This is a genomic window from Kitasatospora sp. NPDC057512 (genome assembly GCF_042802135.1).
Classification (GTDB): Bacteria; Actinomycetota; Actinomycetes; order Streptomycetales; family Streptomycetaceae; genus Kitasatospora.
In genome coordinates, this window is record NZ_JBHVET010000381.1 from 1 (window position 1) to 7,889 (window position 7,889).

The 7,889-nt window shown below is 75.3% G+C and carries 8 protein-coding genes and 1 pseudogene; 3 read left to right on the forward strand and 6 right to left on the reverse strand.

What is annotated here, in order from left to right:
* Window positions 1-42: 42 nt before the first annotated feature.
* The 5 genes from ACFU6K_RS23400 to ACFU6K_RS23420 form a co-directional block, all read right to left on the reverse strand.
* Window positions 43-1,308, reverse strand: coding sequence for an NAD(P)/FAD-dependent oxidoreductase (locus ACFU6K_RS23400; protein WP_380665999.1), 1,266 nt, complete (start codon window positions 1,306-1,308; stop codon window positions 43-45).
* 138 nt (window positions 1,309-1,446) lie between these two features.
* On the reverse strand, window positions 1,447-1,878 hold the full coding sequence (locus ACFU6K_RS23405) for a nuclear transport factor 2 family protein (protein WP_380666001.1): 432 nt from the start codon (window positions 1,876-1,878) through the stop codon (window positions 1,447-1,449).
* Window positions 1,879-1,885: 7 nt separating this feature from the next.
* Window positions 1,886-2,689 (reverse strand): MBL fold metallo-hydrolase, encoded by an 804-nt coding sequence (locus tag ACFU6K_RS23410; RefSeq protein ID WP_380666003.1) that lies wholly within the window; start codon window positions 2,687-2,689, stop codon window positions 1,886-1,888.
* Window positions 2,690-2,845: 156 nt separating this feature from the next.
* Entirely contained in the window at window positions 2,846-3,412 is a 567-nt protein-coding gene (locus ACFU6K_RS23415) for a hypothetical protein (protein ID WP_380666005.1), read from the reverse strand.
* Between the two features lie 37 nt (window positions 3,413-3,449).
* Window positions 3,450-4,721 (reverse strand): MFS transporter, encoded by a 1,272-nt coding sequence (locus ACFU6K_RS23420; RefSeq protein WP_380666007.1) that lies wholly within the window; start codon window positions 4,719-4,721, stop codon window positions 3,450-3,452.
* A 205-nt stretch (window positions 4,722-4,926) separates the two neighbouring features.
* Between ACFU6K_RS23420 and ACFU6K_RS23425 the strand changes: the two genes are divergently transcribed.
* Together ACFU6K_RS23425 and ACFU6K_RS23430 are read left to right on the forward strand one after the other, a co-directional pair.
* On the forward strand, window positions 4,927-6,024 hold the full coding sequence (locus tag ACFU6K_RS23425; RefSeq protein WP_380666009.1) for a DUF5937 family protein: 1,098 nt from the start codon (window positions 4,927-4,929) through the stop codon (window positions 6,022-6,024).
* Between the two features lie 74 nt (window positions 6,025-6,098).
* A complete protein-coding gene (locus ACFU6K_RS23430) occupies window positions 6,099-6,956 on the forward strand; it encodes a PhzF family phenazine biosynthesis protein (RefSeq protein WP_380666011.1) in 858 nt (285 codons plus the stop codon).
* Between the two features lie 15 nt (window positions 6,957-6,971).
* Here the strand turns inward: ACFU6K_RS23430 and ACFU6K_RS23435 are convergent, their stop codons facing one another.
* Window positions 6,972-7,475 (reverse strand): AAA family ATPase, encoded by a 504-nt coding sequence (locus ACFU6K_RS23435; protein ID WP_380666013.1) that lies wholly within the window; start codon window positions 7,473-7,475, stop codon window positions 6,972-6,974.
* A gap of 96 nt (window positions 7,476-7,571) precedes the next feature.
* Here ACFU6K_RS23435 and ACFU6K_RS23440 point away from each other — a divergent pair.
* Window positions 7,572-7,889, forward strand: a pseudogene (locus tag ACFU6K_RS23440) (aminoglycoside phosphotransferase family protein); the annotation flags it as partial.

The following is a 7,889-nucleotide window of genomic DNA, read 5'->3' on the forward strand; positions in this document are numbered from 1 at the left end:
GGCCTGGTGAACCCCGGCGTCCCGGTCGGCTGAGGCCGGGCCCTACAGGTCCCCGAGCGGCACCTTCGGATCGGCCAGCGCCTCGGTGTCCACCACCCGCCCCGAGCGCACCAGTTCGCGGATCGGGTCGGTGACGTCCCAGACGTTGACGTTCATCCCCGCGAGCACCCGGCCGCCGGAGAGCCAGAACGCGATGAACTCGCGGGTGGCCGGGTCGCCGCGGAACACCACCCGGTCGTAGCCGTCGGGCTCGACGTAGCCGACGTACTCCATGCCCAGGTCGTACTGGTCCGTGAAGAAGTAGGGCACCCGGTCGTACACCGCGTCCGGCTGCCCGAGCAGCGCGCGGGCGGCGGTCTGCGGCTGGTTGAGCGCGTTGGCCCAGTGCTCGACCCGGATGTGCCGGCCGAACAGCGGGTGGTAGGCGTTGGCGACGTCGCCGGCCGCGTAGACGTCCGGGTCCGAGGTGCGCAGGTGCTGGTCGGTCTTGACCCCGTTGTCGACCTCCAGCCCGGCCGCCTCGGCGAGGCCGGTGGCGGGGGCGATGCCGATGCCGACGACCACCGCGTCGGCCGCCACCGTCGTGCCGTCGGCGAGCTTCACGCCGTTCACCGAGCCGCCCTCGCCGGTCAGTTCGGCCACCTTCACGCCGAGGCGCAGGTCGACGCCGTGCTCCCGGTGCAGGTCGGCGAAGACCTGGGCGACCTCCCGGCCGAGCACCCGCAGCAGCGGCAGTTCGAGCGCCTCCAGCACCGTCACCTCGGCGCCCGCCTCGCGGGCCGCGGCCGCCACCTCCAGCCCGATCCAGCCCGCGCCGATCACCGCGATCCGGGCCCCGGGGCGCAGCGCCGCCCTGATCCGGTCGCTGTCCTCGACCCGGCGCAGGTAGAGCACCCCGTCCTGGTCCGCGCCCGGCACCGGCAGCCGGCGCGGCACCGAGCCGGTGGTCAGCAGCAGCTTGGCGTACTCCACCCGGCCGTCGTCGGCGAGCGTCACGGAGTGCCCGGCCGGGTCGATCGCGGCCACCGCCGTGCCCAGCCGCAGCGTGACGTCGTGCTCCGCGTACCACTGCGGCGGGTGGACGTAGATCTTCTCCCGGGGCGTCTTGCCCTGCAGGTAGCCCTTGGACAGCGGCGGCCGCTCGTACGGGCGCTCGTGCTCCTCGCCGATCAGGACGATGCCGCCCCGGTACCCGGCCTCGCGCAGCGCCTCGGCCGCCTTCGCGCCGCCCAGGGACGCCCCGACGACGACGATCGGGCGCTGCCGCCCGCCGTCCGCTCCGGTGGTCCCGGTGTCCGTGCCCGCCATGCTCGACTCCTCGTTCTCCGGCCGTGGTCGGGGTCAGCCTGCCGCCGTCCGGGTGGTCTGTCGAGACCGCGCCTGGCGCGCCGCGCCGCGCTCGCCCGTACGAGTGAATCTGGGCCTCGCGAGGGTCCCGCGTGGGCCTCAGGCCGTCATCGCCTCCCTGACCAGCGCGGTGTCGGTGAACTGCTCGAAGCGCACGATCCGGCCACCGCGCACGGTGAAGTGGTGGGCGACCCGGACCGCGAGGGGTCTTCCGGTGGCCCTGTGGACGGCCGTGTAGCGGGCCAGGACCACGACGTCCTCGCCGTCCACCACGTAGGTGTCGTCGTGCGCCGTCCAGTCGTCCCAGTCGGCGGCCAGCCGCTCCATCACGTTGGTGGTGACGCCCTTCGGGGTGCGGTAGGTGCCGCCCAGCGGGAAGCCGGCCATCTCGGTCCACTCCACGTCCTCGGCCAGGGTGGCGCGCAGCGCGGCCAGGTCGCCCCGGGCGGAGGCCAGGTACTGGCGGCGCACCACGTCGGCGGGGGCCTGCGACTCGGCGAAGGAGGCGACGTCCCGGGGGATCTCGATCACCGTCCGCTCACCCCCACGCCATCTCGCCCATGACGACCTTGGTGCCGATGTCCACCGCGATCCGCAGCCCCAGCGTCGGGAAGCGCCGCTCCAACGCCTCCTTGGCGGCGGCCGCGTCCGCGGCCCGGCCGATCTCGGTCTCGAAGGCGCGCAGGTAGGCCCGGGTGTGATCGACGGCGTTCAGGTCCGTGGGCGCGCCGGCGATCCGGTGACCGGCCGCCACCCAGGTCGGGTGGAGCGCCTCGATGCCGTCCAACAGGTCGATCCAGGCGGCCCGTTGGGCGGAGGTCGGGGTGTCGGCGGTCCACACGTGCAGCCCCTCGAAGAGCAGCACCCCGCCCAGCACGGCCCGGTGGTGGTGCTGCCAGAGGTAGTGCCGGTCCGGCAGGTGGAAGTCGGCGCCGCGCAGCTCGAAGCGGTGGCCCTCGAAGACCAGCTCGTCCCCGTGCAGCACCTCGGGCCGCACCAGCCGGGTGGGCAGCTCCGGACCCAGGTGGGCCCAGGCGCGCAGCTTGGCCTCGTACGTCTCCTGGATGTGCTCGACGGTCGTGGCGGTGGCCAGGAAGCGGGCCCGCGGGAAGGCGTCCTGGACCTCCTGGGCGCCGAAGTAGAAGTCCGGGTCGCCGTGGCTGACGAAGACCGTGGTCAGCTCCTTGCCGCTCGCCCTGATCCGTTCCACCAGCCGGCGCCCGTCGGAGCGGGTGAACCCGGCGTCCACCAGCAGTGCGTCCTGCGGGCCGGTGACCAGGACGGAGGTCTTGTTGAGCGAGCTGTCGGGGCTGTCGATGATCTCGAAGTCGAGTGCGCTCATGCGCCCACCTCGCTCCGCTCGGCAGGCGCTTCGCGCAACACGCACCTTCCGATGATTCGCTCACTTCGTTCGCTCATGCTTCGTTCGTCCTTCCTCGGGCCGGTCACGCCTCGCCGTCAGCATCACCGGTGCGCGGCCCGTCCGCATCCGGAAGGCCTAGCCGCGGGTCCAGAGCGTGAGGTCGCTGCTGGTGGCCACCGCGAGGGTCCGGCCGGTCGGGGAGAAGCCGGCCGCGCGGAAGGTGGACCAGGAGGAGTCGAGGACCAGCCACCAGCTCTCGCCGTGCTCGCCCTGCCACGGCCCCCGGCCGCTGGCGAGCAGCACCCGGTGGTGCGGCCACTCCGGCGCGACCACCTCGATGTGCCAGCCCCCGTCGGCGGCGGTGTGCAGCCCACCGCCCCACGTCCCCGCCACCGGGATGCGCACGTCCGCGACCTGGCCGAGGCCGGGGCAGGCGAGGTCCAGGCCGTCCGGGTCCTCGGCGGGCTCGTGGTCGCGGGCCAGCTTGAGGCCGGTCACCGCGTCGAACAGGCCGTGGCCGCTGTGCGAGACCGTCAGCACCAGGTCGTGCCCGTTCTCCGGGTGGACGGCGAAGCCGATGCCGAGCAGCCCGCCGACCGCGATCATCCCCCGGCCGACGGGCCGCCACGGCTCCGGCGGGGCGGTCACCCCGGCGGCCATGATCCGGTCGCGGAGGTGCTGCTGGTGCGGGGTGAGGGCCATGGGGCCGATCATCCCACCGGGGTCGGGGCTACGGCCTTCACCGCGGACCCAGCCGCAGCACCGCCAGCGCCCCCAGCGCCGTGGCGGCGGCGAGCGACGCCCACAGCGCCCCCGGACCGGCGGCCAGCAGCGCCGTCAGCGCGGCCGGCGCGGCCGCCCGCCCCACCCCCGAGGACAGCTCCCAGCGCGCCAGCGCCCGACCGAGCGGGTGCGGCGGGGCGACGGCCGCCACCAGCGCCGTCCCCGAGCCGGTGTAGAGGATCTCGCCCAGCGTGTACAGCACCGAGACCGCCGCGATGCCCGCCGCCCCCGGCACGCCGCCCAGCGAGCCGACCGCCCAGAAGGCCAGGTACGACACCGCCAGCAGCGCCCCCGAGGCCGCCAGCACGGCGTGCCGCGAACGGTCCGCCAGCTTCAGCACCAGCGCCAGCTGCAGGGCGATCACCAGCACCGTGTTGCCGACGAAGACGCCCGAGGACCAGGCCGGCGAGGCGTGCAGGTGCAGCACCAGCAGCGCGGGCAGCGCCACCTCCAGCACGTCGAAGCAGAACGCGTACGGCAGGTTGGCGAGGCTCAGCAGGGTGATCCGGCGCAGCGGCTCCGCCCGCTCCCGCGCGCCCGCCGGCCGCTCCTGCCGCGGGGCCCGCACCCGCAGTGAGCCCACCAGGGCGGCCGCGACCAGGCAGGCCGTGCCCGTCACCCCGGCCAGCAGCCGGATCGCACCCGTCCCGCCGCTCACCGCCACGGTGGCCAGCAGAGCGCCCGCGCCCATCCCGGCGTTGCGCAGCGACCGCCCGGCGGCCAGCGCGGCGTCCCGCAGCCGGCCCTCGGTCAGCGTGCTCACCACGGCCGCGTGGGTGGTCGGCCAGGACTGGCTGCCCATCCCGAACAGCACCGCCGCAGTGGTGAACCCCGGCAGGCCGTCCGCGAGCAGCAGCGCCAGCGCACCGGCCGCCCGCAGCAGCAGGGTGACGGCGGCGGGCAGGGTGCGGGCGCCGCGGTCGATCCAGCGGCCGGTCAGCGGCACCATCAGTAGGCCCGCCACCATCCCGGCGGACAGCGCCAGCCCGGCCGCCCCCGCGCCGAGGCGCAGCACGCCGACGCCGTACAGCAGCAGGAACGGCCGCAGCAGCCCGCCGCCCACCGCGTCCACCGCCAGTGCGACGGCGTACCGGGGCCCGCCGGCGGCGGTCAGCAGGCTCAGCAGCGCGGACGGCCCCCGGCGGCCCGTGCCGATCGGCGGGGCGGGCGGCTCGCCGTGGCGGGCGGCCGCGTGGTCGTGGACGGACTTCTCCTGGATCAGGCTCATGGCCGGTACCGTCCGCCCAGGTCGGACCGCCTGGCACGCGGATTGACGCTTCCCGTCAATCCGCGGCGGAGGCCGTCGGGCGGGGTGGCAGGATCGAACACGTGAGTGAGCGGAGCGAGCGGACCATCAAGAACAGCGTGTGGGCGCATGCCCCTGCCGAGCGCTGGGGGTACCCCCGGCCGGAGGCTGGGGGAGGGGCGGGCGCGTGAGCCTGACGATCGACATCACCGGCCTGCCCGACGAGCGCCTGCTCTTCACGCCCTCCCCGCTCGGCGAGCTGAACGCCATGCTGCACGTGCTCGCCGAGCCCGCGCACCACCCCGCGCTGCACGGCTGGGCCGGCTGCACCGCCGCCGTGATCCCGCCCGAGCTGTCCGAACGGCTCCTGGAGGCCGACTTCCTCTGGCGCTCCTCGCGCGCCGACTTCCTCGTCCCCGGCCTGCCCGGTGCCACGCTCGACGAGGAACTCGACGCCATCGACCGGATCGACGACGAGCTGTACGTCGCCGCCGCCCTCATCACCACCTGCGGCTCCTCCCGGCTCACCCGCCGGATCGGCTCCCCGCTCACCGACCCGGCCGCCAACGAGCGGGCCCGGGAACTCGCCCTCGCCCGCGGCCCCCGGCAGGCCGCCTTCGCCGACCGGCTGCTCGCCGACCCGCCGGCCGTCCGGGCCCTGGTGCGGCGGATGCTGGAGGACTGCCGGTCCGCGTTCTTCGCCGACGCCTGGCAGCGCGTCCTGCCCGACCTCGCCGCCGACGCCCGCCGCAAGGCCGACCTGCTCGCCCGCCGCGGCCTCGCCGAGGCGCTCGCCGACATCTCGCCCTCCGTCACGCTCGACCAGGGCGGGGACGGCCGGCGCCGGATCGTCATCGACAAGCTCCAGGACAGTGCCACCAGCGGCACCGACTCCGGGGGCGTCACCTTCATCCCCACCGCCTTCGGCCGCCCGCACCTGCTGGTGGTGCACGCGAGCGGCTGGCGGCCCGTCCTCCAGTACCCCGTCGCCGAGGCCGGTCTGCCCGAGCCCGTCTCGCTCGCCCTCGTCCAGCAGCGCCTGGAGGCGCTCGCCCACCCCGTCCGGCTGCGCCTCGCCCGCACCATGGCCCGCGGCCCGCACACCACCGGCGAACTCGCCTCCGCCTGGCAGCTCAGCGCGCCCGAGGTGTCCCGGCACCTGGCCGTGCTGCGCAAGGCCGGGCTGCTGACGACGCGACGGCGCGGGCGGTACATGCTCTACGAGCTCGACCTGGCGGGCAGCGCCCGGCTCGGCTCGGACTTCCTGGAGGCGGTGCTGCGGTGAGGGGCTCCGCTCCGGTGGGAAGCGACGCGCTGGTGAGCGGGAACAGCGGACGCACGGCAGGCGTTCGTCCGATCATGACCGACGACGCCGCTCCCGAGATCCTCCGCTACGCCGCCTTCGCCACCCGCCCCGAGGGCGGCAACCCGGCCGGCGTGGTGCTCGACGCCACCGGGCTGACCGACGAGCGGATGCTCGCCGTCGCCGCCGAGGTCGGGTACTCCGAGACCGCCTTCCTGACCGCCGGCCCGACTGAAGGGGCCTACCGCGTACGGTACTTCAGCCCGCTCGCCGAGGTGCCGTTCTGCGGGCACGCGACGGTCGGCGCCGCCGTCGCCCTCGCCGACCGCATCGGCCCCGGACGGTACGTCTTCGTGACCGCGGCCGGGGACGTCCCGGTCGAGGTCGAGCGCGGGGCCGACGGGCTGCTGCGCGCCACCCTCACCAGCGTCGAGCCGAAGGTCGAGGAGGTGCCGGCGGCCGACGTCGCGGAGGCGCTCGCCCTGCTCGGCTGGTCCGCCGCCGACCTCGACCCGGCCCTGCCGCCCCGTGTCGCCTACGCGGGCGCCCGCCACCTCGTCCTGCCGGTCGCCACCCGCGAGCGGCTGGCCCGGCTCGACTACGACTTCGACGGCCTCGCCGCCCACATGCGCGCCCGCGACCTGACCACCCTTCAGCTCGCCTGGCGGGAGGCCCCCGAGGTCTTCCACGTCCGCGACCCGTTCCCGGTCGGCGGCGTGGTCGAGGACCCGGCCACCGGCGCCGCCGCGGCCGCCTTCGGCGCCTACCTGCGGGAGCTCGGCGCGGTGACGGCCCCGTCGGTGCTGACCCTGCACCAGGGCGAGGACCTGGGCCGCCCGGGCATCCTGCGGGTCGAACTGCGGGCCGAGGACACCCGGGTGCGGGTCTCCGGCACGGCGGTGGCGATCCGATAGGGCCTGTTCAGGACCTCAGGGCGGGGGCTGCGGCAGGACCAGCTCGCCCTCGCCCCGGGGCTCCTCGAAACTGTCGAAGTAGTGGTCGAACAGCTCCGCGGTCACGAAGGCGGAGTTGGCGCCGGCCTGCTCGTTGCGGAGCGCCAGGCGGCGCTCCAGCGTCGCCCGGTCGGCCTTGAGGTGCACCAGCTCCCAGCGGCAGCCGTGGCTCTCCACCAGGGCCTTGTAGGTGTCCCGGGCCGTGCGGCTGCGGAAGGTGTAGTCGACCACCACATCGCGGCCGGCCCGCATCAACTCGACCACTTCGACGAGCTGTTCGCGGCGGATCCCGTCCTTGAGCCGGTCGAACTCCGCCCGCGGTAGGACCAGCCCGGCGTCGCACCGGCCGAGCCGCTCCCAGACCACCTCGTCGATCGACAGCCGCGCGTAGCCCCGCCGGACGAGGCCCATCGCATACGTGGTCTTACCCGCCCCGGGCAGACCGCACATCAGCACCACCGTGCCCGATCGCCGTGTCACCGGCCCAGGTTAGCCCCGGGCGGGGCGGCTCCGCCCCGCTCCGGAGGGGCGGAAATTCGTTCGCGCCGAGCCGCTCCGGTGGGCGAAGCTGCTCCGATGCAGCGAGCGAGCAACCGGACCGTGACGGTCGATCTCACCTACGGCGACGAGCACTTCGGGCAGTTGGGCCCGTTCGAGGTGGAGGTCGGCTGGTGGTCCTCGGTGGACGGGGTGGTCGCGCGGGCGACCGAGGCGGCCGGGGTTCCGGTGCTGGTGACGCGGCTGGTCGACGGCCGGAGCGAGGACCCGGGCCACGGCGGGCGGGTCCGCTACCACGCGGAGGCGCTACGCCGGCCGACCGTCCTTGACGCGGCCGCCCCGGACGACGGGACGGCCGCGCTGCTCGGCCCCGCCGAGCGCCGCGCCGCCTGGGCC

What these genes read in the sequence shown, in the direction of transcription:
- ACFU6K_RS23400 (WP_380665999.1), bottom strand. Translation starts at nt 1,308, where the DNA reads ATGGCGGGCACGGACACCGGGACCACCGGAGCGGACGGCGGGCGGCAG.
- ACFU6K_RS23410 (WP_380666003.1), bottom strand. Translation starts at nt 2,689, where the DNA reads ATGAGCGCACTCGACTTCGAGATCATCGACAGCCCCGACAGCTCGCTC.
- ACFU6K_RS23415 (WP_380666005.1), bottom strand. Translation starts at nt 3,412, where the DNA reads ATGGCCCTCACCCCGCACCAGCAGCACCTCCGCGACCGGATCATGGCC.
- ACFU6K_RS23420 (WP_380666007.1), bottom strand. Translation starts at nt 4,721, where the DNA reads ATGAGCCTGATCCAGGAGAAGTCCGTCCACGACCACGCGGCCGCCCGC.
- ACFU6K_RS23430 (WP_380666011.1), top strand. Translation starts at nt 6,099, where the DNA reads ATGACCGACGACGCCGCTCCCGAGATCCTCCGCTACGCCGCCTTCGCC.